Annotated in this window: 28 protein-coding genes; 21 read left to right on the top strand and 7 right to left on the bottom strand. The window is 38.1% G+C overall.

Annotation, left to right across the window (positions count from 1 at the left end):
* The first annotated feature begins 106 nt into the window (after positions 1-106).
* From trxB to G6554_RS22800, 6 genes are all read left to right on the top strand, one after another.
* A complete protein-coding gene (trxB, locus tag G6554_RS22825; RefSeq protein WP_166246178.1) occupies positions 107-1063 on the top strand; it encodes a thioredoxin-disulfide reductase in 957 nt (318 codons plus the stop codon).
* Between the two features lie 223 nt (positions 1064-1286).
* On the top strand, positions 1287-1601 hold the full coding sequence (gene trxA, locus G6554_RS22820; RefSeq protein WP_166246170.1) for a thioredoxin: 315 nt from the start codon (positions 1287-1289) through the stop codon (positions 1599-1601).
* Between the two features lie 236 nt (positions 1602-1837).
* Positions 1838-2338 carry a YkgB family protein gene (locus tag G6554_RS22815; protein ID WP_207343077.1) on the top strand — a complete coding sequence of 167 codons (501 nt, stop codon included), beginning with the start codon at positions 1838-1840 and terminating at the stop codon, positions 2336-2338.
* A 96-nt stretch (positions 2339-2434) separates the two neighbouring features.
* Positions 2435-2752, top strand: coding sequence for an iron-sulfur cluster biosynthesis family protein (locus G6554_RS22810; RefSeq protein WP_166246165.1), 318 nt, complete (start codon positions 2435-2437; stop codon positions 2750-2752).
* A gap of 333 nt (positions 2753-3085) precedes the next feature.
* Complete coding sequence (locus tag G6554_RS22805) at positions 3086-3325, top strand: glutaredoxin domain-containing protein (protein ID WP_166246163.1); 240 nt, start codon at positions 3086-3088, stop codon at positions 3323-3325.
* 2 nt (positions 3326-3327) lie between these two features.
* On the top strand, positions 3328-4011 hold the full coding sequence (locus G6554_RS22800) for a Crp/Fnr family transcriptional regulator (RefSeq protein WP_166246162.1): 684 nt from the start codon (positions 3328-3330) through the stop codon (positions 4009-4011).
* Between the two features lie 262 nt (positions 4012-4273).
* On the opposite strand, the gene G6554_RS22795 is transcribed toward G6554_RS22800, so the two are convergent.
* The 3 genes from G6554_RS22795 to G6554_RS22785 form a co-directional block, all read right to left on the bottom strand.
* Positions 4274-5503 (bottom strand): molybdopterin-dependent oxidoreductase, encoded by a 1230-nt coding sequence (locus G6554_RS22795; RefSeq protein ID WP_166246160.1) that lies wholly within the window; start codon positions 5501-5503, stop codon positions 4274-4276.
* Between the two features lie 72 nt (positions 5504-5575).
* Positions 5576-5767 carry a hypothetical protein gene (locus tag G6554_RS22790; protein WP_166246158.1) on the bottom strand — a complete coding sequence of 64 codons (192 nt, stop codon included), beginning with the start codon at positions 5765-5767 and terminating at the stop codon, positions 5576-5578.
* 94 nt (positions 5768-5861) lie between these two features.
* A complete protein-coding gene (locus tag G6554_RS22785; RefSeq protein ID WP_166246156.1) occupies positions 5862-6200 on the bottom strand; it encodes an MmcQ/YjbR family DNA-binding protein in 339 nt (112 codons plus the stop codon).
* 252 nt (positions 6201-6452) lie between these two features.
* Here G6554_RS22785 and G6554_RS22780 point away from each other — a divergent pair, with 252 nt between their 5' ends.
* The 9 genes from G6554_RS22780 to G6554_RS22740 all read left to right on the top strand — a co-directional run bounded on the left by G6554_RS22780 (position 6453) and on the right by G6554_RS22740 (position 15257).
* The gene (locus G6554_RS22780; RefSeq protein ID WP_166246154.1) at positions 6453-6599 is read left to right on the top strand and encodes a hypothetical protein; all 147 of its coding nucleotides are present in this window, start codon (positions 6453-6455) and stop codon (positions 6597-6599) included.
* Between the two features lie 78 nt (positions 6600-6677).
* Positions 6678-7964: an MFS transporter gene (locus G6554_RS22775; protein ID WP_242637902.1), complete on the top strand. Its 1287-nt coding sequence runs from the start codon at positions 6678-6680 to the stop codon at positions 7962-7964.
* A gap of 285 nt (positions 7965-8249) precedes the next feature.
* Positions 8250-8900, top strand: a complete 651-nt coding sequence (locus G6554_RS22770; RefSeq protein ID WP_166246152.1) for a peroxiredoxin-like family protein — start codon at positions 8250-8252, stop codon at positions 8898-8900.
* Between the two features lie 176 nt (positions 8901-9076).
* Positions 9077-9739 (top strand): NAD(P)H-dependent oxidoreductase, encoded by a 663-nt coding sequence (locus G6554_RS22765; RefSeq protein ID WP_166246150.1) that lies wholly within the window; start codon positions 9077-9079, stop codon positions 9737-9739.
* Positions 9740-10119: 380 nt separating this feature from the next.
* Positions 10120-11601 carry a spore germination protein gene (locus G6554_RS22760; RefSeq protein WP_166246148.1) on the top strand — a complete coding sequence of 494 codons (1482 nt, stop codon included), beginning with the start codon at positions 10120-10122 and terminating at the stop codon, positions 11599-11601.
* A 19-nt stretch (positions 11602-11620) separates the two neighbouring features.
* On the top strand, positions 11621-12709 hold the full coding sequence (locus G6554_RS22755; protein ID WP_166246146.1) for a Ger(x)C family spore germination protein: 1089 nt from the start codon (positions 11621-11623) through the stop codon (positions 12707-12709).
* 43 nt (positions 12710-12752) lie between these two features.
* Entirely contained in the window at positions 12753-13850 is a 1098-nt protein-coding gene (locus tag G6554_RS22750) for a GerAB/ArcD/ProY family transporter (RefSeq protein ID WP_166246144.1), read from the top strand.
* A gap of 42 nt (positions 13851-13892) precedes the next feature.
* Positions 13893-14168 carry a hypothetical protein gene (locus G6554_RS22745; RefSeq protein ID WP_166246142.1) on the top strand — a complete coding sequence of 92 codons (276 nt, stop codon included), beginning with the start codon at positions 13893-13895 and terminating at the stop codon, positions 14166-14168.
* Between the two features lie 126 nt (positions 14169-14294).
* On the top strand, positions 14295-15257 hold the full coding sequence (locus tag G6554_RS22740; protein ID WP_166246140.1) for a DUF3231 family protein: 963 nt from the start codon (positions 14295-14297) through the stop codon (positions 15255-15257).
* Between the two features lie 1136 nt (positions 15258-16393).
* Here the strand turns inward: G6554_RS22740 and sigJ are convergent.
* Positions 16394-17257, bottom strand: coding sequence for an RNA polymerase sigma factor SigJ (sigJ, locus tag G6554_RS22735; protein ID WP_166246174.1), 864 nt, complete (start codon positions 17255-17257; stop codon positions 16394-16396).
* Between the two features lie 525 nt (positions 17258-17782).
* Between sigJ and G6554_RS22730 the strand changes: the two genes are divergently transcribed.
* The 4 genes from G6554_RS22730 (at position 17783) to G6554_RS22715 (ending at position 20581) form a co-directional block, all read left to right on the top strand.
* A complete protein-coding gene (locus G6554_RS22730) occupies positions 17783-18262 on the top strand; it encodes a carboxymuconolactone decarboxylase family protein (protein ID WP_166246138.1) in 480 nt (159 codons plus the stop codon).
* A 276-nt stretch (positions 18263-18538) separates the two neighbouring features.
* A complete protein-coding gene (locus G6554_RS22725) occupies positions 18539-19357 on the top strand; it encodes a putative protein N(5)-glutamine methyltransferase (RefSeq protein ID WP_347564340.1) in 819 nt (272 codons plus the stop codon).
* A gap of 80 nt (positions 19358-19437) precedes the next feature.
* Positions 19438-19944: a DinB family protein gene (locus tag G6554_RS22720; RefSeq protein WP_166246134.1), complete on the top strand. Its 507-nt coding sequence runs from the start codon at positions 19438-19440 to the stop codon at positions 19942-19944.
* A gap of 88 nt (positions 19945-20032) precedes the next feature.
* Positions 20033-20581 (top strand): GNAT family N-acetyltransferase, encoded by a 549-nt coding sequence (locus G6554_RS22715; RefSeq protein WP_166246132.1) that lies wholly within the window; start codon positions 20033-20035, stop codon positions 20579-20581.
* Positions 20582-20624: 43 nt separating this feature from the next.
* Here the strand turns inward: G6554_RS22715 and G6554_RS22710 are convergent, their stop codons facing one another.
* Positions 20625-20918, bottom strand: coding sequence for a hypothetical protein (locus G6554_RS22710; protein WP_166246130.1), 294 nt, complete (start codon positions 20916-20918; stop codon positions 20625-20627).
* A gap of 226 nt (positions 20919-21144) precedes the next feature.
* Here G6554_RS22710 and G6554_RS22705 point away from each other — a divergent pair, with 226 nt between their 5' ends.
* Positions 21145-22089: an aldo/keto reductase gene (locus G6554_RS22705; protein ID WP_166246128.1), complete on the top strand. Its 945-nt coding sequence runs from the start codon at positions 21145-21147 to the stop codon at positions 22087-22089.
* Positions 22090-22309: 220 nt separating this feature from the next.
* Here the strand turns inward: G6554_RS22705 and G6554_RS22700 are convergent, their stop codons facing one another.
* The gene (locus G6554_RS22700) at positions 22310-22849 is read right to left on the bottom strand and encodes a TetR/AcrR family transcriptional regulator (protein ID WP_166246126.1); all 540 of its coding nucleotides are present in this window, start codon (positions 22847-22849) and stop codon (positions 22310-22312) included.
* Positions 22850-23007: 158 nt separating this feature from the next.
* Between G6554_RS22700 and G6554_RS22695 the strand changes: the two genes are divergently transcribed.
* The gene (locus G6554_RS22695; protein WP_166246124.1) at positions 23008-23760 is read left to right on the top strand and encodes an SDR family oxidoreductase; all 753 of its coding nucleotides are present in this window, start codon (positions 23008-23010) and stop codon (positions 23758-23760) included.
* 74 nt (positions 23761-23834) lie between these two features.
* Here the strand turns inward: G6554_RS22695 and G6554_RS22690 are convergent, their stop codons facing one another.
* Positions 23835-24635 (bottom strand): alpha/beta fold hydrolase, encoded by an 801-nt coding sequence (locus G6554_RS22690; RefSeq protein ID WP_242637911.1) that lies wholly within the window; start codon positions 24633-24635, stop codon positions 23835-23837.
* Between the last annotated feature and the right edge of the window lie 43 nt (positions 24636-24678).

Genomic DNA, 24678 nt, shown 5'->3' with positions numbered 1-24678 from the left:
ATGTTAGCCATCTAACATTTTTATATACCAAGTTAGTTTATACTCCTTAAGTAAGACAATAGACCATTCATATTAGACTTTCAAAGTTGTTTTAATGAAAAAGGAGATGGATAAGATGACGAGTGAAAAAATTTATGATGTGATTATTATTGGAGCGGGCCCAGCTGGTATGACAGCTGCAGTTTATACTTCTCGTGCCAATCTTTCAACTTTAATGATTGAAAGAGGAGTTCCCGGTGGACAAATGGTCAATACAGAAGAGGTTGAAAATTATCCAGGATTTGATCATATTCTAGGGCCTGATCTTTCTAACAAGATGTTTGAGCATGCAAAGAAGTTTGGTGCTGAATATGCATATGGAGATATTAAAAGCATTGAAGATGGTGTGGAATATAAAACGGTCAAAACCACTTCAAAAGAATATAAAGCTCGATCTGTGATCATTACAACCGGTGCGGAATATAAAAAGCTGGGTGCAACTGGTGAAAAAGAGCTAGCTGGACGTGGTGTATCTTATTGTGCAGTCTGTGATGGAGCCTTTTTTAAAGGCAAGGACCTTGTGGTAGTGGGGGGGGGAGACTCTGCTGTTGAAGAGGGTGTATACTTAACTCGCTTCGCAAATAAGGTGACAATTGTTCATCGCCGTGATGAATTCAGAGCGCAGAAAATTCTACAGCAACGTGCGTTTGATAATAAAAAAATTGAGGTTATGTTTAATACATCCGTAAAAACCATTAATGAACAAAATGGAAAAGTAGGCTCGGTGACGCTTGTTTCGACGGAAAATGGCGATGAAAAAGAGTTTACTATAGACGGTGTGTTTATCTATGTCGGAATGGTTCCACTAACCGCATCATTTAGGAAACTTGGGATCACGAATTCAATGGGCTACATTGAGACAAATGATCGAATGGAAACAAAGGTGGAAGGTATCTTTGCTGCAGGGGATGTTCGTGAAAAAACATTACGTCAAATTGTAACTGCAACTGGTGATGGTAGCATTGCCGCACAAAGTGTCCAGAAGTATGTAGAAGAGCTCTTGGAAAAAGTAAAAGCTAAATGAGTAAAAGGTGCTCTTGGACTAGATCTTATTGGCTATAACGATACTGAAGTAGCTATGCTACGGATTCAGGCAACCTATATGATTGACAAATAACGTATCATTCAGCTTTACCTTCGTATACCAGACTACATAACACACCTTGAGCCAACAAAAGCTATTGAAATTATTAGTAGGTTAAATAAGAGGAAAAGACTATTACGGATTTAAAGGAGATGGATAAGAGATGGCAATATTAAACGTGACCGATCAAACATTTACAGCGGAAACTACCAATGGAATAGTCTTAGCTGATTTTTTCGCCACTTGGTGTGGACCTTGTAAAATAATTGCACCCGTTCTTGAAGAGCTTGATCAAGACATGGGGAACCGAGTTAAGATTGTAAAGATTGATGTCGATCAAAACCAAGAAACAACCAACAAATTTGGTATCATGAGTATTCCGACTCTACTAGTCATGAAAGATGGCAAGCTTGTAGATACTTTGGTAGGTTTGCAGTCTAAGGAGACACTTGAGGAAGCATTAAATAGGCATATCTAAACCCTAAAAAAATATTGAGAAGTAACCATCGTTTCGGGGTTGTACCATATAAAAGGAGTGAATTAAAGTAGCAAAAAGATTAATCGAAGTATTTACAGTAGTTTGTAGTGTTTGTGAAGGTGATATCGAGCAAGTGAAGGCTTTTGCTTGCGATAATTGTGAAGTAGTGGTTTATAATTTTAGTCTTTCGGTAAATAACAAACTTACTATCGCTAATGGCGGAGGAGGAAATGTTCATGTTCAAGTTATTTAAAGCTTTCGGTGAAAAAATTGAGATCATCGGAACAAAGAGTTTATTTATTGCACTGGCCATCGTTTATATTTGGATTGGCGCGATGAAATTCACGGCCTATGAGGCTATGGGAATTGCCCCTCTTGTAAGCAACAGCCCAGTACTTGGATGGCTTTACAACTATTTTTCAATTCGTACGTTTTCTTCTCTATTGGGCGTATTAGAATTATTAGTCGGTTTACTCATCCTCAGCCGCTTTGTGTCTGCAAAGCTGTCAGCTGTTGGAGCGTTTCTTTCCTGCATTCTATTTCTGACGACACTGAGTTTCATGGTCTCCACGCCGGGGGTCTTCGAGCCGAGCCTCGGATTCCCCGCCCTTTCTGTGGCCCCAGGTCAATTTCTGTTGAAGGATCTCGTCTTGCTGGGCGCTTCTGTGTTTGCCTTTGGCGAGTCACTGAAGGCGGCTAACCGTGGTACATTTCATGAAACCCAGGAGAGGCGCTAACCGGATATGGGAAAATAATCAGATCATTTGATGGCTCTGAATGTCTATGATTTGTATAGCTTTATTAAAGATCTGCATGGAAAGGAGGACAACACCATGAACGTTCTATTTTCAGAAAGAGCAATGGAAAGACTTAGTCAGGAGCCCGCACAGGCGTATCAGTTAAATCCTAGCTTAGGTGGATGCTCCATAGGAGCAGATTGGGTAACGTTTGTTGGGATGAAGGAACTGAGTCCAGAAACAAACGAACAATTCCTTTCAACCAACTTTAAACCAGTCCTACTGGGATATAAGTCAGACCATTTATTTGGTGAAGATCTAAAAGTGGACTATAATCCAAATACATCCACGTTTATTCTAAAAAGCAACAGTCAAATTTATACGGCGTATATGAAGCTAGAATATAAAGATTGAGAATGATGCAAATCAGGCTTCTTGTAATCAATTGGCCCTGATTTGTATTTTTTTGAGGTGATGAGATTGGATTCTGTAATATTTGGAATGGGTTGCTTTTCGGGCCTGAGGCGCTTTTTGGGTACCACTTAGGAGGATATGTGTGGGTTAGATTAATACAAAAAGGGCACCATGAGCTACGATATAAGGTTAACACAACCGGTCACTTTTCTAATTCATTATAAAGACAATATAATGTAAGGTATCTTACATTTATATTTAAAGTAAATGTGTAAAATAATGTTGACCATAAAGACAAATTGTTTGCTGCAACTTTAGAGGACTAGACAACTAATGAAGAAGAGAAAGAGTGAGGGGGAAATGGTTTTATATATATTACCAGGCTGTTGTAAATGCCAAGAAGTCATCAAGCTATTTACGAAGCTAGAGATAGATGTGAAAGTAATCAATATCTTAGAAATGATGAATGCAGACCGAACCTTAACATTGGATAATGGTCTACCAGTTTTACTGGAAAATAATGAGTGGCTTGATTATGAAATGATTATGAAACGGTATAACAAAGGAGTGTAGACATGGATAAACTCAGGCTTCTATCACACATTAATTTACTAGGTGAACTACCGGAAGAAGAATTAAAGAAATTAGACGAAGTGACGCTAACCGCTCCTATTAAAAAAGGTACAATAATCTTAAGTCCGACTCAACAAATAAAGTCGTTATTTTTCTTGAAAAAAGGACAGGTTCGTTTATATAAGGTATCTTCAACAGGAAAGGAATTCACGGTAGATCTTTTAAGTGAGGGAAATGTCTTTGGAGAAACATCAAGCTTTTCATTAACAGAGTCTGAAATTTATGCAGAAACGATGGTCGATTCGTTTGTGTGTACATTAACAAAGGATCGATTTGAGGATTTTATCCGTCAAAACCCAGACATCGCCATTAAGCTCATTACCATTTTGACTTCAAAGCTTAAAGAAATGTATCAAATTTCCGAAAGTATTGCCTATAAAGATGTAAAGTATCGAATTGTTCTTCTTCTCATGCAGTTGAGTAACCGTTTTGGTGTAAGAAGTGGGGAATGGCAAACTGTTGGGGTCAAAATCACCCAGCATGATATCGCAAGTATGATCGGGTCATCAAGAGAAACTGTTAGTTTATTTTTAGGAGTATTAGAGAAGGAACAAGTTATTACAAGGAAGCCATTAAAAATTAATACAGTTCTGGCTAAGGAACTATATGAGTTGGAGGAGGGGTAGAGGGAGGCGACTAACCTCCGTTTATCCCTCTTACACCACTGTAGGTTCCCTTGAAACAATTAAATCGTTTAAATTTTTGAACATTGTTCCTTTTTTGCATTTTCGTACAAATCAGTAAATACATTTGTAAGGTTAAATATTCCCTCGTTCGTAAGTCGTCTGCATTGTGGCTCCCGCCAAAGGTTGTCCCACATTCTTACCCGACCGATGCAGTTCATTGTCGGAAAATTTATTATTTCAATATGCTGGATTGCAGCATTCTTTATATTTTTCCAACCCAGGCATTTTCTGAATATCCACGTTTTTCCCAGTAGCCAATATGTTTATCTTTAATGAGTTCAATCCGGTTTAACCATTTAACAGATTTGTAAGCGTACATTTTCGGGACGATTAATCGAACAGGACCGCCATTCTGGTGATCAATTAATTTTCCATCTAACAACATAGCGACCATTATATCCTCCTCAATGGCTTGCTTTATGGTTAAGGTATCGGTGTATACACCGTCAGCTGAATGAAATTTTACGTATTTTGCCTCTTTCTTAATACCTGCATTCTCAAGAAGCTTCTTTAACGGGATACCTTCCCATGTGATATTATTAACGCTCCAGCCTGATACACAATGGAAATCACTTACTTGTACATCCCGCTGAAGTTGAACAAATTCACTCCAATGAAACTGTTTCTTCGTTTCAACTAGACCGTCAATCGTAAAATCCCAATTCTCATTGGTTAAATACGGAGCTTCTGTAACGGTAAAATACCGAAATTCTCCCCTCTTACCGCCTCCAATAGGGGGGGAGGATTGGGGAGCGGGTTCGGGCAATGGCGTTAATTGATTACCACCTGTTATACCAGTTTTCACCTTTGCAGGGAGATAGGACTTTATCCATTTGGTGAAACCCGAAAAAAAAGTAATTGCGATTAGGCTCCCACTTAACACTTTTAGAAAGGTTCTTCTTTTATAAATGGGGTTCAGGTCATCCATAATGTAAGGCTTCTGTAAGATGTTCTCTGGTTGTTTTCCTTTCCCTATTCGATTAAACCATTTACTGCGGGTAATACTGTGATAGATAGCATATGGGACCCCCATCCAAGTGGTGATATCATGCACGAACAATGACAAGGAACTAATATACGGGGGAAATTGTCTATGAAAGGTTAACAAAAAACCTGAAACAATCAATAGCAGTAAGATGGTAAAGATTCGATATAGATTGCGGCGATTCTTTTCCTTTTTTTGAAGTGTCCCAAGATGCTTCTTCATCTTAGGAAGATAAAATAGTAATGGTAGACAAAGAATGACTCCTAGCCAAATATGAAGATCCCTAATCCATACTCTGATGGATGGAAAAATGGAACGAAAGGTAGATGAAAAAAGGATCAAACCTGTTACACTTACAACGAGAAATAAAATGGCATTAGAATGATGCAGTCGAATCAGTCTTTTGCCGAAATTTAACTTCTTTTGAAAAAAAAGTCTATAATTCATCCCTAACACCAACCTAACATTTAATAATGGGGATCGTGACAGTAAACGTACTTCCTTTTTCAAGGTAACTTGTCACACGAATCGTGCCGTCATGACTTTCCGCAATCGTTTTTGCTCAACATGGTTTCGTTCTTTCTTAAGCTTAATGGCACCTGAATCTAACAAAGAAAGCTGAAAGAGCTGTTTAAATAAGCTGATCCAATCTTCCGTCTCTAGCGAAATGGATTTTAAATAACGCTGGAAGGTTGCTTCGTTATCAACCACTACATCCTCAATCGCACTTACCAAGGCCCTGATAAATGACATCTGCGTTAATGAGGAAACACAAATGTAAGATAGATATCTAACAATTGTAAAACTAAATAGACTCCCGGATGCTCTTAGGAAGGCTTTTGACAACCAAATCGTAAGAGTGATCAATCATTTCAAAGATTTCCGATTCTGGCAAAGAACCCTCGAGAATAATCGTATTCCAGTGCTTTTTGTTCATATGATACCCTGGTAGAACGTCCTCATGCTCCTCTCTCAAGTTTTCCGAAATCACCGGGTCGCATTTTAGGTTCAAGTACCCTTTTTCCTCATAAAAAAGAGCGAATATTTTACCTGCAATTTTTATCGCTAATGGATCGTGTCCCAAGGGGTAATCCTTAATTGCTCCTTCCATGTTTAGACAGTATTCGATGAAATTATTTTTCAAACCGGCTCATCTCCTTTGTAAATGACATCTGTAGTCCACGGCGTTAATCTAAACCTTTTATAACTCAATGGCACTGGGGGTTTCGTTTACAGATTAACATGCCAACCGACTCGTCATCTGTCATCTACATTACATTTTTCTCCCCTTTTACACAATTTCAAAAATAAAAGTGAACTGTAAGCTACATTACAGTACTCCGACTTTCTTAGAATTATAATCTAGCTATCTGTCGATATTGGAGGTTTTTGAACGATGAGAAACCAAAATTTAACCGAACAGCTGGAAGTAGCCACACAACATTTTAAGGCCAATTCACCGATTGAAGCGCAGTTCAAGATCGGACAAATGGAGGAAATATTGCAAGAACTAAGAAACTGTAACATGTTGATTTTTAAATAAAAGTGGATCTTCTGGATCCATTTTTATTTGCTAACCTGGATATAGCCAATATAAAGTTTCAGAAAGAAGATGAAACCGATGAACCCTCGAACCTTGTTTATTCGGACCCGTGACCGGAATGTTCGAAACAGTGAAGCAAACTTACAGTCTCTGAGAATGCCGTCAAAGTCGTCCTACTGGCTTCCGATCGCTGCCCTCTTTATGGCATCTTTGAATCTGAGGCCTACGATTAGTTCAATCGCGCCCATACTAGAGGTCATTCGAAGAGATCTGGGCATGAATGCATTTACAGCCAGTTTATTAACCTCTATCCCGGTTCTTTGTATGGGCTTTCTTTCGCCGCTATCCATTCGACTCGGCAAACATATTGGCTTTGAACGTGGGATTGCCTGTTCATTGGTTGTGATAACGGGAGGCACACTTTTGCGAATGCTCGTGCATTCCGTGCCCATGCTGCTTTTTACCGCCGTTTTGACAGGTGTTGGGGTAGCTGTGATGGGGCCTCTATTATCTGGATTTATCAAACAGCACTTTTTCCGTAACATTCCAATGATGATCGCCTTATACTCTATGGCCTTATCGCTGGGGGCCGCTCTTGGCGCTAGCTTGTCCGCTCCTATTCAAATGAAATTACACTCATGGCAATTGGCGCTTGCTTTTTGGGCGCTGCTCACGGTCGCAGCTGTTCCGGTGTGGTATATAGTAGTTAAACAGCAAGTCTATTCTCCAATTGTAAAGGCAGCGGAATCGTCTCAAAAGTCGACGTTGCCGTGGGGCAATAAAAAGGCATGGCTGTTAACCTTCCATTTTGGACTTATGGCTTTGGTTTTTTATTCCTTGATGGGATGGTTGCCGCCAATGATGGAAAGTGCGGGGTTCTCACGCTTTTACGCAGGAATGCTACTGACGATGTTTGCCTTGATTCAAATACCGAGCGGAATGGTGGTTCAGATGCTGCTGAAACGCTTTCCTTCTCGTTTGGTCTGGCTTCTTTCAGCCTCATTTTTGCAGCTAATCGGGCTGATCTTAATTCTTTTCGCAACACTTCCTTGGTTGGCGGTCCTTTTATGCGGGCTTGGCTGCGGGATGCTATTTACTCTAGGGACCTTGCTGCCGATAGATGAAGCGGCAAATCCCCATGAGGCGATTTCCTGGGCAGCTATGACACAATCTGTTGGATATTTGATCGGGGCGATCGGACCGGTCTTTGTCGGTTGGGTTAATGATACGACACATAAATTTGACTTTGCGCTATCGGGATTGATTCTTATCACACTGATATTGGCAATGGTTCAATGGTTGATCGTACCGCGAAAAGCAAAATCGGGTGTTGAAACTGAAGTGAGAATAATGAATCGCATTTGATAATAAAAAGTTGGCAGATGTGCATTTGAAAATTTTTTTATCAGGTTCTACTGGGAAATGTGTCCTTAAAATAAAAGCAAAGACCACCGGAAATCCGGTGGTCTTTGCTTTTCAATGTGTAGAGTTTTGAGGAACCAACCGAAACGACATCTGTCATCTACATTACATTGTTCTGCTGTTTTACATAATTTCAAAAATAACTGAGAACTGTATGCTACATTACAGAACTATGACTTTATTAGAATTATAATCAAGCTATCATTCGATATTGGAGGTTTTAGAACCATGAGTAACCAAAATTTGACCGAACAACTGGAAGTGGCCACACAACAGTTTAAGGCCAATTCACCGATTGAAGCGCAGTTCAAGATCGGACAAATGATTGAGGAACTTCAGAAATCGGGGATCGCTTCCGGGATGCAACCAGGCGAGAAGGCGATGGACTTTAAATTAACCAATGCACTAGGCCAGGATGTAATTTTATTTGAAGAGCTCGCGAAAGGACCGGTTGTGCTGGTCTTCTATCGCGGCGGATGGTGTCCTTTTTGCAATATGCAATTAAAGGCTTACCAGCAGCTATTGCCGGAAATCCAGGCGATAGGCGCGCAGCTTATAGCGATTAGCCCGCAAAAGCCAGATCATTCGTTATCCCTTCTGGAAAAGGAAGGATTGGAATTTCAAGTCCTTAGCGATCCGAACGGATTGGTAACAGCCAAGTACAATCTCCTCTTTGATGTTCCGCCGGGAGTAAGGGAAGTAATGGAAGGTATCGGACTCGACCTTGCGGAGTACAACAATACCTCGAAATGGGTTTTGCCGGTACCGGCTACTTTCATGATTGATGAGAGTGCCATTATTCGCTCCTCCTATGTCAATCCGAATTTCATGCAGCGTCAAAGCCCGGAAGAAATTTTGTGGGAACTAAGAAAACTGTAACGATTTTTACATCATTCTTTTGTGAGTAGAATAAACAATTATGGGAAAAACAAGTCTGAAGAAGTGCGGCTTTAAAATTGGATATCACAAGTATAATTATCTTGCTTCACGAAAAGACCTGACATATCCATATATGCATGAATATTAAATATAAGGTAAGAAGGAGAGAATCTATCATGACAATAACCAAGGAAGAAATTTTGGAAGCTCATCGTTTTCGGCATGCAACGAAAGAATTCGATCCAAGCAAAACCATCTCCGACGACGATTTTGAATTTATTTTAGAAACGGGCCGGCTCTCACCCAGCTCGTATAGCAGTGAGCCGTGGAGATTTGTTGTTGTTCAAAACGAACAGCTTCGGAACCAAATAAAAACCTCTTCGTATGGAGCGGCCAGCAAGCTACCAGAGGCCAGTCATTTCGTTATTATTCTGGCCAGGACACCGCTGGATATGAGATATGACTCCGCCTACCTGAAGGAGCAGCAGCTCAGAGACGTTCCGAAAGAACACCTGACAAGGCGGCTTGAAATACTTGAAGAGTTCCAAAAACATGACTTCAAGCTCCTGGAACATGAACGCTTTCTTACTGATTGGGCTATCAAGCAGACGTACATACCGCTTGCGAACATGATGACGGCTGCGGCGCAAATCGGCATTGACTCATGTCCGATCGAAGGCTTTGACATTGAGAAAATGAATCAGCTGCTGGACGAAGAAGGGCTGTTGGAGGACGGACACTTTACCATCTCGGTCATGCTTGCCTTCGGTTATCGCAAAAAAGAACCGAGGCCAAAAATACGCAGACCGTTAGACGATGTGGTGAAGTGGGTCGAATAAATATAATATAAGCATCTGTAGCGGCGCAAGGGAGATGAATCCTTGCGCCACTTTTCATGCACAATGTTAGAATAATCGAAGCAAACGTCTGATATATTCTCATAAAACTGTTCTTACTTCAAAGTGTAGGGGATTTGAAACAGCCAGTAGCGGTCAGCAGCGACATGATCCCGTTACTGGATACCACAACGCTTTTCCCTTAACCGCCAGTACCCATCCAATGGCTCGATTGAACTCCGTATAGCTCAATGCTCACCGTCCTTGATCAGTCGTAATTATTTGTAATTCCACCTATGTATAAAAAAGACCTTTTTACAAAAAATAACATGGATCTATAAAGAAAATTTGGATATTTCTGCTAGGGGAAGGATTTATTCGCAATGAAATCAGAAATTAAAAGCCTCGATCAATTATTAACATTATCCGGACAATCGAGTGACTTTAAGTCAACAGCGATTTTACTTGGTAAACGAGAAGTGATTATTTCCTATTATAGTACCTTAATTGATGCGAAGTGGATGCAGCAACATTTGATTCTTGTATTACAAAATCGCTCACTGGATTCCGAAATCAAAGAAATCGAGGATATTAAGGCCTGGCTTCCCATTAATGATATAGAGATTTCAAACGATATAACAAAGATTCAATCCAAACTATTGAAAGGTTATGCGATTGTTCAACTTCATGTAAACGATCAAAAGTGCGCGTTGGTTAATTTAGCCGACAATCATGGATTGAGAGAAAACAATGATACGGAAAACGAGTTTAGCGTCGTCGGCCCTAAAATCGGTTTCATAGAGGACCTGGATACAAACATCGGTTTGCTAAGACTACAAATCAATATTCCAAATTTAATTATAAAAGAAATTATGGTTGGAACAACTTCAAAAACAAAAGTCGCAATTATTTATATCGATGGCGTGACAAATGAACAGTATATTCAAACGGTAGAGCAAAGGCTTACTGATATTGATCACGATGTCGTGTTTGATTCGTCCGTATTAGACCAATTGATATCAGACAATTCTTTAACGCCATTCCCATTATTTGCTTCTACAGAACGCAGGGAACGAGTGGTGTATTCACTTATTAACGGACAAGTCGCGATCATTAGCGACGGGTCCCCTTATGTTGTTACGGGGCCCTCCACATTGTTTGATTTTTTTATTTCCCCGGAAGATTATTATTTGCCATGGATATTAGGATCATTTTTTCGATTAATTCGTATCTTTGGTGTCATTTTTTCTTTGTTTGCCACGTCAATGTATGTTGCAATAGCTACATACCATTATGAAGTCATTCCAAAAGATTTGCTTAGCCCGCTTATTTTTTCCAGAATGAATGTTCCTTTTCCACCCTTCTTTGAAGTGCTTATTTTAGAAATAACCATCGAATTTCTTCGAGAAGCAGGGGCCAGATTACCAACAAAAATTGGCCAAACCTTAGGTATTGTGGGAGGAATTGTTATCGGTCAAGCAGCAGTCGAAGCAGCTTTAACAAGTAATATTTTACTCATTCTTGTCGCGTTATCGGCTTTAACCTCTTTTACAACACCGATATATAAAATGTCAAATGCGATACGATTTTTACGTTTTCCTATCATCATTCTATCAGCGATATGGGGTGGAATTGGTATATTTATCGGCTTGGGTTTTCTGCTTGTCCATCTTATTCGTTTAAAATCATTAGGGTCTCCTTACATTGTTCCGATTTTCCCATTTAGAACTATGGACCTTAAAGACAGTTTTATACGTTCATCCTTTCAATTTCTGAATAAACGACCTCAACATTTAAGACCAAGATCTTCAGTTAGGTATTTGCCTAAAACAGTTATACGGAAAAATGATCTTGATGAAGAATAAATGATGAAAGAGGGCCATTATGATTAGGAGGAAAATTGTTCTGGTTGTCATTTTGTGCGCAATTTTAACGGCGTGTACCAATTCAAAAATTGTGAATAAGATTTGTCTTGTCCATGTCGTTAGCTTTGATACCGCTGCGAATGGCATAAAAAGCGCCGCTTTAATTTCCCACTATAATGAACAGGAAAAAACGGAACTCGAAATTTTACATACAGAATCCAACACTATTAATAGTATTCTGCCACGACTAGATACTCGGACAAATCGTCTCCTTGAAAAGGGTCAGCTTAGGATGGTGTTATTCGGAAAAACGCATGCAGAAAAAGGTGTCAGGACTGAAGTCCATAATTTACTTCGCGATTCAAAAATTTCATCGATGCTTCAACTTGGAGTCGTGGAGCGGGACACTTCGGAACTGTTGGAAGTCGTCAAAAAATTCCATGAACCGTTTTTCTTATCGGACATGATTGAGCAAAACATGAAAAACGGAAATTTACCGATGATGAACCTTCATGTATCCCTTTTTAATTTATATGGTGAAGGACGAGACATGTTTTTACCATATTTTAAAATAGATAAAGGAGAGGTAAAAATCGATGGTCTAGCTTTATTTAGAAGTGATAAAAAGATAACGGAAATCAGTATGAAGGACGCTTTCTTATTAAAAATGCTTATTCAGAACTCAAAGAATGGGACTTACAAGGTTCCAGTCGCAGGAAAGACATCAAACAAACAAAGTGATGATTATATTTTATTGAGAAGCTTGTATTCAAAGGCAAACTATAATGTGAATAAAGTTAATCCAATCCCTTCCATTTCAATTCAGTTGAAATTGGTGACAGAACTTCAGGATGTACCGGATTGGATGGATTTGAGATCAGAAGAGCAGCTTACACAACTTGAAAAAACGATTGCTTCTTATTTAAAAAAAGACATGGAAAAATTCCTTTCCCTATTGAAAGAAAATAAGGTGGATCCAGTCGGCATGGGCGACTTAGTAAGAAGTCGGTCGAAGAAATGGAGTGCTTCAGATTTCGAAAAAATGTATCAAGTAATAAAAACAGCAGTAAGTGTTCAGGTTGAAATTGCCAATACTGGTAGTGCTTGAACGATGTCTGGGAGTACAGTTTAGTAAGTGAGGTGTTTCGCATATGAAAAATGCTGTTGACGAAAAATACTTAATATCTCCCTTTTTAATTGCTCCTTTAATGTATGTTAGCATGGTCGGGGTCGGAGTTCTGAATTTCCAACGTGAATTGGCCGAACATGCTGGATATAATGCTTATATTTCTGTTGTATTAGTAGGGATAAGTATTCATTTAATTTTATGGATGATTTATAAAATTTTGAGTTCTAATCAAGAAGGACTTGATATAACTGATATCAACAAAACAAGTTTCGGGAAAATTGTAGGGAACATAATCAATTTCACCATCGTTCTTTATTTTTTTTTCGGTGCTTACATTGAATTCAACGCCTATATTGAAGTTATTCAAATCTGGGTTTTTCCATCAATGAAAATTTTACCTATCAGCACCATTTTAGTGTCATTTATATACTATACCGTATCAGGCGGTTTTCGGACCATTACAGGACTAAGTTTTTTCGGATTCCTAATGACACTTATTTTTATCATTCCAGAGAATTTGTCAGTTTTGCCGTATACACATCCGTTAAACTTGATGCCTCTTTTTAACCATTCAATAACCGACATATTGCTCTCTTCTAAAAGCATGGTATATCAATTCCTGGGATTTGAATCACTTTTGCTCTTTTACCCATTTATTAAATCACCAGCTAAATCTAAAAAATGGGCACATTTGATGGCGCTTTTTGTTACATTATTGTATTTGATGATCATTATCATAACATTTATGTATTTCAGTGAAGGGCAACTGCGAGAAATCTCTTGGCCAACACTTAATATGCTCAAGATTATTGAGGGACCTGTATTCCAGAGAGTAGAATATCTTGCGATTTCATTGTGGTTGATAAAAAATTTATCGGGTATATCTTTAAGATTATGGAGCGCATGCCGTGGAATGAAAAGCATTTTTCAGATCAAACCGCGTGCGAGCTTACTTACTTTTCTGGTCGGATTTCTGATAGTAGAGTATTTTATGAAGGAACGTAGCCTATTTCGATGGATGTCTGAATTTTATTCAGACATCGGTTTTTATTTTATTTATGGATATATCCCGATTATGTTCATAGTCACGCAGGTCAGGAAAAAATGGAAAAAGGGTTAGGTAAGGAAGATTTGGCAAATCATAAGGAAAGGAGAAGTTGAAATGAAATTTACTATTCGAATTTTCTTTAGGGAAAACTTTCATTCTTCACTATTTGAAAGAGAGCTAAAAAAATCCTTAGAGGAAATTAGTGTATCTGTTACAAGTATTAATTTTAATCAATTTGAAGAAAAGAACATACATAATAAAAGGAATATTATCGAGATAAATGTTGAAGTTAAAGGGGACTTTATCGATTACAGAACCGTTTTTGGTTGTGTATTTTTAGTAGTAGATGAACTTTCTTTAAAGTTATCTGGATTAGATATAAATGAATAATAGGCTTCCCTACTAAAGCCACAGTGATGGATAACCTTGGGGTTGGTAATCATTCCATGGATAGAATAATTACCACTATTTTTGTCATTCTAATAAGAGAAAATAAATAATAAAGGAGCCTATTATATGAACGTAAATGAGTTCGGCTTTCTTTGGTATCTACAATCAAGTTCAAATATGGTAAATATTATTTTGAAAAATCTTATCGACACTGCTGAGGACCAAGATTTGAGAGGTATTCTAGATGAAATTTATTCATTATCTACATTTCAAGAAAAAGAGGCTACAAAGATATTGAATGATTGCGGTTACAATGAAACGCCGTTTTTCAGCGAAGTAGATTTATCTAACTCCTCAGTAAAGCTTTTTACCGATCCATTAATCATTGAAGTTCTTAAGCATATTACCGGAAATGGGATGCGGATCCTCGCTTCTCAATATTCAGAACTAACGGATATGAATGCAAAGAAATTCTTTAGTGAAGTCCTCATTAAGCTTATTCAAATTGATGAATCGCTTCTAGGTTTATTAAAAGAAAAGAACTTGTTACAAAACAGCCCATTTTTATACATGAAAGCACATGAACGAGAGAGTAAACTGTTTAAGGTTGTATCTACACAATTGAGACCACTTAATGCAGTAGAATTGGTACATATGTGCAGTCCACTTCAATGCAATAATGTTGGTGTTGCTTTATGCGCTGCTTTTGCTGATGTGGTAAAAGATGATGAGTCAAAGCGACTATTTAATGAGGGCAAGAAATTAGCATTTCATCAAGCTGCTACTTTATCGGATATTTTCAGGGAAAACGGTGTTAGTACTACAACTGGACTAGAGAGCTTCGTTCATAAGGTCCATGAATCTCCATTTTCAGATAAGTTAATGACAAATCTAATAATGTATTTAAATCCTATTGGAATCATAAATTTACAAAACGCTGCTGTATCTAGTTATAAGAGGAATCATGTCAAAATACTACATGAATTAATAGAACAGGTCCAAAGTTTTTCAGAAAAAGGGTTTAAACTATTGGTTAAAAAAGGTTGGTTTAATGAACCACCGGTAACTAGTAAGTCAATTAAATATTAATAATCTGAATCCAATAGTGTAAATAATTTAGAATTTAGAATTTAAACCCTCGAAATATTAAATGGAATCAAATAGGGTCGTTTTTTTAGATATAATTTAGAATTAAAAGAAGAACTATTTGGTCATCTTTTTACTCAAAATTCATATCTAAACCTTTGTGTTATAAATTTTTATAACAACCTATGGACTAATGTATAAGCATCTGTCTAGCTAAGGTACATATACCTGCGCTAGAGGGAACGGTTCTTGTTCAACTAATGGAGTGGATAATCTGTTAATGGGGAGGTAAAAATAAGTTAAATAATTTGCTTAAAAGGGGCTATTACTATGTCAAGGAAAAATCAGATGTTGCTAAATATTTCAATGATTATCGTTTCATGGCTTATTTACCCGTTGTTAGGACGGAGAACTCTCAAGAGATTTTTCCCAGCCAGTATTCTTTCCATACTATTAACTAGTTTAGACCTTCAAATTGGTAAACGACGAAAATGGTGGATCTTTTATAATAATCCCCGTTCCTCTATTCGTAATGAAATCCCTTTTCTTATAGGTCCCATGCAGTTAATGGCTTTATGTACATTAAAATGGTCATATGGGAATTTCAAAAAATTTCTTTTGTTAAATGCGATAGTAGGGATTACTTTTACATTTCCTTTAACGTGGCTTTTCACTAAATTAAAATTGTATAAATTAGAAAAAATAAATAACTTTCAATTCTTTTTGTATTTTTATTATAAAGCTTTTTTCTTGTATGGATTTCAATATTTGATTGAAAAAAAATGAGTCGTATTATTATGTAATGCACTCCTTAAACTAGCGAAGGGCTAATTATCGCTTTAGCTGGATTTTACACCGGATAGTAAAGTAAATCGTACTAAATAAAGAAATGTCCAAAAATCCATGTTAGCTGCTTGCTTAAAAAAATACAACTAGTGATTTACGGGACATCCTGTTGCACGATTTGTTGTTAGCACAGATAGCGATCTTGCAAACTCCAAAGTTATAGATTTATGGTCACATATATCTTCTAGATCTTCTAGCTTGATTCATACCAAATAGACCCGTAAGCTGGATACTTTGTAAAAGGTATCCAGCTTACGGGTCATAGTTCAATGAGGATCCGAAAGCTATTTGTTTTATATTCCTACATGTTTCAGCTTGTCTGGGTTCCGGACAATATATATATTGCGAATCATATTCTTTTCGACATGAATCATCCCCACGGTATGAATACCTTCGTTTGAACGAAGAATAAGCGCGGGTTGACCGTTAATTTGACTGATTTCAATATGCGATACTCCCTCAACCATTGATGCACGACGTACGGGGCCAAACAGAAACTCGGCAACATTATCTCGTGTTTCAATTGGTTCAACAGCAGCTGTTACTTTGCCGCCACCGTCTGAGACCAGTACAACATTTTGATCAAGCATAGAAATGACCTGATTCAGGTTCCCATTTTTGAGTCCTATGATAAAATCATGAACTAAATCTTGAGAAACAGCTTCCAAATGAACTTCCTCTTCAGCATCGATCCCCATTTTTGCTTTTGCACGGCTGAATATTTTACGGCAATTCGCTTCGCTTTTTTGTATGATTTCTGCTATCTCTTGATATTCAAAGCTAAGTGCTTCACGAAGGACAAAAACGACACGTTCCGTTGGTGTAAGCTTTTCAAGTAGCACAAGGATCCCATAAGACAATTCATCTTCACGGATAACTGAGTCCATTGAATCCTCTTGAGAATTAGACAAGGGTTCAGGAAGCCATTCTCCAAAATATTGTTCTCTCTTCTTTCGCGCTGATTTTTGTAAATCATGACAACGATTCGTTACCATTTTACAAAGATACGCTTTAGGTTCAGCCAACTTCTCCGGGGGTACTTCATATAATTTTATAAACACGTCATGGACAACATCTTCCGCATCTGAAACCGATCCTGTCAATTGGTATGCGAGTTTAAATAGTAGCCTTTTATATTTTTTGTACATCTCTTGCATTTTTCCACTTCCATTCTTTTCTAATAAATTCATAGCATACCCAACATATTAAACGAGCTCAGGAGCAATTTTGTGACAAAAGTATATTATTTTTTCTCGAATAAATTTTTAATATATATACCTTTTCCAAATACTTTCCAAAAATGTAAAACGTAAAAATAAAAAAAACGTTAACCTGATATTCGAAAGAGATAGCCATTTTTTTAAACTCTTTTAATTGAGCATCTTGTCACAGAATGAATCACTTAGTCGTTATATGAGTGTAGATGGAGAAATAAAGGTAGCAGTGTTACATAAGATTAGCTGCTTCCATAAGAACAACTAATACTTCATCTGAATGAAACAATTTGTATTAATAAAGGGGGAATCGTTATTAATTTAAAGGCAAATGCAGGTAAAGATGATGCTGATTAGTTACTTTCATTTCGCTAATAATCTTTACTGTTCGATCTTCTTGTTGTGTATTTACAGTTACATGTTTATATGATACTTACAATTAATAAGGAAAAGAGAGGTATTCCAATTATGACTGAACGTATTAATTATATGAAAGAATCACCAGAATTTTTTAAAAAGTTGATGGAACTTAGCATGCAAGAGAAGGAAAGTTCAATTGAAGAATCAATTCGTCATTTAGTTCACATCAGAGCTTCTCAAATGAATGGATGTGGCTTTTGCTTAGATATGCATGTTAAAGAAGCTAAAATGCATGGTGAGAGAGAGCTTCGTCTCTACCACATTGCAATTTGGCGTGAATCAACGCTATTTAGTCCGCGTGAGCGTGCGGCATTAGCATGGACAGAAATCTTGACAAAGATACCTGAGCATGGTGTACCTGATGACATGTATGACCGTGTTCGTGGTCAGTTTTCAGAAAAGGAATTATCAGATCTTACATTCTCAATTATGGGAATTAATGCTTGGAACCGAATTAATGTTGCTTTCAAAACGGTACCAGGATCAGCTGACAAAGCGTACGGATTAACAAAAGCTGGCCTAAACTAAGCAATATATGAACCAAATGTGAAATGGATCAATGAACAGAAAAACCCATATCTTTATCGATATGGGTTTTTCATTTTTTCTGATATTCATTTCTATTTTTATCGTACATCCTAAGTACCTTTGTTTTTATGTGAAATTGGCAGCATAAGATAAAAAGTGCAGCATTCAAAGTTTTTGTTTGCTCTTCCTATATAGTAGGGACATGTTTGGTAAAGAAGGAAATTTCTTTTAGTTCTAGAATATAGATAGTAAACAACCTTACATTTTTCGAAAGTGGTGGGATTCATAAGACAGAACAGTCCATTCTTTTTAGATAATGAGACGGAAAAAAGGATAATCGACCGACTACAGATGGAGGGTTTTGTTTTTGCTGAAGTAGAAACACAGTTACTTATCTCACAGGCTGGCAGTATCGAGAATTTGATGAACATGGTAGAAATACGAGCCAGTGGCGTACCACTTGAATACGTACTTGGATTTACAACGTTTTGTGGGTTGCGGATTGAAGTAGAACGGGGAGTTTTTGTTCCGCGTAAACGTACCGAGTTTCTGGTCCAGCAGGCAGAAGCGTTGACCCACATGTCTGATATTGTTGTTGATTTATGTTGTGGATCTGGTGCTGTCGGTGCTGCGCTAGCAACCGGCTCGAGTAAGATTCGATTACACTCCGTTGACATTGATCCTGTCGCAGTAAAATGTTCTTCCGGCAACATAACGAACATAGGTGGTCACGTTTATCAAGGAGACTTGTATCATGCATTACCCCATACATTAAAAGGTCATGTAAACATAATCGTGGCAAACGCACCGTATGTTCCTACTGATGCAATAAGACTACTTCCCCAGGAGGCCCGCTTATTCGAACCCAAAGTAGCACTTGACGGGGGAAAGGATGGACTAGCCCTTCAGCGAAAGGTTGCGGAGGAGGCTCCCAAATGGCTTGCCTCTGGAGGGTATCTATTGGTAGAGACGAGTAAAATGCAGGCCGCTCAAACCTATGAAATTTTTGCTAATGCTGGATTAACAACTAAAATAGCAAGAAATGAAGAATGGGATGCAACAGTAGTTATTGGAAAAAATAAAGGCATAGAGTAATTATACTTCGTTGGCTAAAAGGAGCTAGAGTTAAAGAACGGGGATTGCTTCTCGGATCCTTATGATAAAGGAGAATATCATTGAGTGATAATAACCTGCTTAGTAGATTTAAAAGTGATCTTGACAATTATTCATTGAAGCAGCTTAGAACGATCTCGGAAGAGGGGATTTGGTCTATTGGACAGATGTATGACCATTTAATGGTTGTTGCCCACGAATATCTTGATAATATGGAAACATGTACAACATTAATGGAGGAGCAACCCCTTGGGAAGACCCTATTTGGTGAGCAATTATTTAAGAACGGTGGGTTTCCGCCTATCAAAATAAGATTACCGGATGAACTCAATTCGCCACCAAATAATTCAGACAGCAAGGAAAACCTACTAATCAGAATGGATCAATTAATGCAAAGATGGAGTCATTGGGAAACTAAAGTGGATTCTATAAACCCAAATCATAAAGTTGAACATGGCGGATTTGGCTGGTTGAATGCAAAAGAGTGGTATAAGTTGGTTGAAATGCATTTTCGTCATCATCTCCGTCAAAAGGATGAATTGGAAAGGAAAGTTTCAAATTATAGCTGAAACATGTATGATAAATTGAATGCCCTTATTTAACTATGGAAGGCAAGAAGTGAAGGGTGGCATTAATTGTTTGGGAGTGTAGAACATAATGAAGCAACAGTTATTTCATTCATTAGCAGGAAAACATATCGCCTTTAAGGAACTAAGCACAGCTGATACAGAAGAAATCCATGACTATGCATCAGATATAGAAGTATCACGTTTTATTGGCTGGAGTTTAATGAACAGTTTGGACGATACGAAAAAACACATTGAAACGATGATAAACCGTGAGGCAGCAGGTACACATTTATATGCATCCATTGTTCAAAAATCAACACAAGAAATTGTCGGGACAGCGATGATCTTCCATTTTGATCATGAAGCAAACCAAGCTGAAATCGGCTATGTTTTTCACCGTGACCATTGGGGCAAAGGCTATGGTACGGAGTGTGTGGCATTGATAAGTGATTATGCATTTGAAACCCTTAACCTGCATAAACTTCATGCAAGCGTGGTGGATGCAAATGTTGGCTCTGCAAGGATTCTCGAAAAGAATGGCTATGAAGTAGAAGGTGAATTAAGGGACCACTATTTCATTGACGAAACCTATTATAACGCACTACTTTTCGGGAAAATTCAAACCAAAAAAGAGTAAGAGTCAAAATGGGAAAGGAGGATAATTCTTTCCCATTGCCTTTTTACTTATTTACGCCATCTGGGTAATTTCTCACATAATGTTTGTCGCCAATATGATTAAAATCCTCAATGGTTTTTTCTAATTCCACGAAAAGGATCCGTTTTACCTCACGCATACTTCGATAAAAAGTATGTTCTTTATTCCCATTTGGTTTTATCCCAGCTAGTGAGTTTGAAGATACGATCCGTCGATGCTCATCCACTAATCTATCAATGGCTTCGAGCACATGCTGCGTATATTTTACTATTTCTTTGTGTTCCGTTTGTTCTTGAAGCTGTTTTATTTGTTTTTCCATTTCGTGTCCCCCCTTTGGTGTCTTGGTAATAAAAGTATCTTCCCCAGATAGCTCATTAATTAGTGCTATAACCAAGGAGGAAACGGGGTAAATAAATTTTACCAACCTTTCCATTATGGGCCAATAAGTAAAAACGGTTATAGAAAATAAATAAAAGCATTACTTTTGTTTTCTCTTCTAAAAGTTTGTTATCATCAAATTAGTAAAATAAGGGAGCTGAAAATGAATGACCAAACATACTCGAATGGGGAAAACCGATTTAGTTGTTAATCCAATTGGTCTTGGAACCAATGCCGTTGGAGGACATAATCTTTTTCCAAACTTAGATGAAGAAGAAGGCAGGGAATTGGTCCGAACAGGTCTAACACATGGGATCAATTTTCTAGACACAGCGTATGTTTATGGTCTGGGGCGATCGGAAGAAATCATTGGGGAAGTTGTGAAAGAAAGGGGAAATCGTTCAGAAATTGTCATTGCATCCAAAGCAGCACATCAAGTAAATGGTCATGATATGATCTTAGATAACTCACCTGCTTTTTTAAAACAAGCCGTCGATGAGAGTTTAAAACGGCTTCAAACGGATTACATAGACCTATTTTATATTCATTTTCCTGACCAAGATACACCCAAAGATGAAGCGGTTGGTGCGTTGAAGCAATTGAAAGATGAAGGGAAGATCAGAGCCATCGGCGTGTCAAATTTCTCCCTTCAGCAATTAAAAGAAGCCAACAAAGATGGCTATGTGGATGTCTACCAAGGGGAATACAACCTGATAAGCCGCGGTGCAGAGAAAGAGTTATTTCCCTACGTTACCGAACAGCAAATTTCTTTTGTGCCGTTTTATCCCTTAGCTTCTGGGTTATTAACAGGTAAATATAAGCAAGAAACGGAAATTAGTGAAAAAAATCGAAAAAGACCGCAATTTCAAGCAGGTGTTTTCGAAAAAAACTTAGAAAAGATTGAGCGAGTTCGTCAAATTGCAGCAACTAAGGGTGCGGAAGTTTCCCAAGTGATTCTTGCTTGGTATCTGTCCCGTCCATGTATCGACGTCATTATTCCTGGTGCAAAGCGTGCTGACCAAGTACTCCACAATCTAAAAACCTTACAGATTCAACTAACTGCTGCAGAGCTTCAAGAAATTGAGCAGATATTCTCTATACAAGGAAAATAGAATTCGCGATCCACACGTATATGGAAAGAAGTATCTTAAGTCATGAAAATCGTTAAAAACCGTCCCAGTAGCAATATAGCCTTAACGGGCGCGATGATCTAAAATTATCGCGCCTATTTCACGTTCGTGCCAGGGAAGAGCACCTGTTTTAAAAAAATTTACTATCAGAGATGTGAATGTGAAAGAAGAACACGATTATCGGGCAGTATCGTTAAAAAACTTATAGTAGTTTGTTAGCGATTAGTCCCCATACATCTTCAAAAGTCTCCTTATAAAACTCATTATCCCATCTGTCTGCAAAATATGGATTATGGAAATATACAAAGGCCGTCAGTATAGCTTGGCCCATTTTTTTTACTCCACTAATGGATTCCACTTTTAGTGCTAATTTTTCTAAGTGCTCCTTAACGAGAATTTGAGTACTTTCAAGGTAATCCGTATATAAGCGAAACATCCGTTCATCATCATGATAAAGCTTTTTCTTTGTAGAAGCCAAAAGCCAAAGCCATTCGTGAAGCGCTTCAGCAGAACTAATACCTTTTGGGGCTTCCCATTCTACTAATTCCGTGGAAGTAGTCTCTAACCACCTCAGTGCAAGTTGCTGCAACAAATCCTCTTTATTTTTATAATGCTTATAAAATGCTGCATGAGTAACACCGAGTTCTCTTGCAATATCAGAGAGAGTCGTTTTTTGTACTCCTTTTCGCAGTATCATTCCTTCCGTAACGGCGAAGATCTTCTCTTTTGTAAGAATAGCCATTTTAAACACTCCTAGTGATTTCTATACCTTATTATAAGTGATTCATCACAAAGTTACAAATCGTTGACATTGTAACTAAGCGATGTATAATAATGTTGTGTAAAAGTTACAATATTTATTTATTGTAACCAACTACTATGAATAAAGGAGAAATCATCATGTCAAAATTATCTACTGATACACACGATTTGAGAGTTGCGCTTGTTACAGGTGGAACTGGCGGTATTGGGCAAGCTATTGTTAAAAAATTGGCTGAGCATGGATTTGCGGTTGCCGTGCATTTTTCACGAAATTTGAAAAAAGCAGATGCTCTAGTGAATGAGATTGTAAAGCAAGGAGGGAAAGCCATATGTGTTGGTGGAGATGTTGCAGATGAAAAAGGAATGCAAGAAGTTTTCGATAGGGTTGAAGAAAGATTTGGTGGTATTGATGTCGTAATCAATACGGCAGGTATCATGTTACTTAGCACTATCGCAGAGCTGAATTTAGCTGATTTGGATAAAATTTACCATACAAATATTCGCGGAACTTTCGTCATATCCCAACTAGCAGCAAGACATGTTCGAAAAGGCGGTGCAATAATCAATATATCCACTTCTGTTACCCGCACACAATTACCAACATATGGTGCATATGTTGCAAGTAAAGCCGCAGTTGAATCCATTACCATGATATTAGCTCGCGAATTACGTGGCAAAGATATTACAGTAAATACCGTGGCTCCAGGTCCAACTGCTACACCATTATTTTTAGATGGGAAAGATGAAAAATTAATCGGTCATTTTTCTAAAGCAACACCACTTGAACGTCTGGGTACACCAGAAGACATCGCGGACACAGTATCCTATTTGGCAACCTCTGGTCGCTGGATTAATGGGCAAATTATATTTTTGAATGGCGGTCTAGCATAAGCTTAAATGGCAAATTCAGATATGATTAACGCGAATAGAGTAAAAAGCCGGGAATGTTCTCCCGGCTTTTCTTATTACCTACCTAAGAATTGGATAACCTTGTTGTTGACCATATCTGTCGCTTCAGTGAAGAAAATGTGGCCGGCACCTGGAATAGTAAAAAGCTCAGCTCTTTGAATCTTTTCAGCTAGGTTTACTCCATTTTTATAGGGCACCAATTCATCAGCATCACCATGGATGACGAGAGTTGGAATCGTAATTTTATCTAATTCATTAGAGGTATCATGTGCAAGACATGCTTGTAATTGTGATAAATAGCAGTGGGGAGGGGTGACCATTTCAATTCGTTTTTCAATATCTTCCTGGATTAATTCTGGATATTTTTGAATAAAGGATTGACTATAAACAATAGGTGCTGCTGCCCATGCATTTTCTTCAGGGGTTCCAGTTAGAGCAGCTCGCGCCACCATTAATTCAGATATCTCTGGAGATGGTTGGACATGGGTAGACCCACCCGCTGTGGTACAGCCCAATACTAATGAACGAACCCTTTCAGGATAGGCAAGTGCCAATCGTTGGGCAATCATTCCCCCCATGGAAATTCCAAAAACATGTGCAGATTTAACGGAAGCGGCATCGAGGACAGCTCTTGCATCATTCGCCATTATTTCGATCGAATACGGTTTCTCTGGCATACTACTCTTCCCCACACCGCGATTATCAAAGACAATCACCTGGAAGTGTTTCGCTAGTGCAGGTAATGTTCTATGCCAGGATAGAGAATGATAGCCAAGGCCCATAATTAACAGTAAAGGCTCACCCTGTCCGTGAATCTCATAGTATAGACGTATATTTTCATGATTAACAAATGGCATAATAAAATTCTCCCTTTCTACATTTGTCTATTATATAGGTTAT

The sequence above is a fragment of the Bacillus sp. MM2020_4 genome (assembly GCF_011250555.1).
Taxonomy (GTDB): Bacteria; Bacillota; Bacilli; order Bacillales; family Cytobacillaceae; genus Neobacillus.
Note: the sequence above shows the minus strand (reverse complement) of the source record. Positions and strands in the feature narration are given on the sequence as shown.